Raw genomic sequence first — 546 nt, 5'->3', positions numbered from 1 at the left:
CGAAAAAGAGGGGTTGACGGGAGTTGTGACGTGTGTTATATTATGACAGTCGCGCCGATGAGAGCGGCGGGCGAGCGCAAGCAAGCCCCAGCACTAGAGCGGCGCAGGATGTACCCTGAAAACTACACAATGCAAAACAAGTTAGAGGAAACTCTAACAGCCAGATGCAACATCGTTGTGAAGGTGGAAACACCTTCGGTCAACGAACACAATTCTTTTACAAGAATGACATTTTGAGCCAACAGGCTCTCAGATAGACTACAGTCTTTTATGGAGAGTTTGATCCTGGCTCAGGACGAACGCTGGCGGCGTGCTTAACACATGCAAGTCGAACGGAGCGAATGAAAGCTTGCTTTTATGAGCTTAGTGGCAAACGGGTGAGTAACACGTAGACAACCTGCCGACAGGATGGGGACAACATTCCGAAAGGAATGCTAATACCGAATGAAGTCGAGGGAAGGCATCTTCCTTCGATGAAAGATGGCCTCTTTTTATGCTATCACCTGTTGATGGGTCTGCGTCTGATTAGCTAGTTGGTGAGGTAAC

At 48.5% G+C, this 546-nt stretch carries 1 protein-coding gene and 1 rRNA gene; both read left to right on the top strand.

The annotated features are described in order from the left end of the window. Positions 1-237, top strand: a 237-nt coding sequence (locus HMPREF9166_RS12795) for a hypothetical protein (RefSeq protein ID WP_217490369.1), incomplete at its 5' end; no start/stop codon positions are given. Positions 238-267: 30 nt separating this feature from the next. Beyond that, a 16S ribosomal RNA gene (locus tag HMPREF9166_RS11655) occupies positions 268-546 on the top strand; the annotation flags it as partial.

The sequence above is a fragment of the Selenomonas sp. oral taxon 149 str. 67H29BP genome (genome assembly GCF_000146365.1).
In the GTDB taxonomy this organism is placed as follows: domain Bacteria; phylum Bacillota; class Negativicutes; order Selenomonadales; family Selenomonadaceae; genus Centipeda; species Centipeda felix.
The sequence above is the reverse complement of the archived record's forward strand: the minus strand, read 5'-3'. Positions and strand labels throughout refer to the sequence as shown.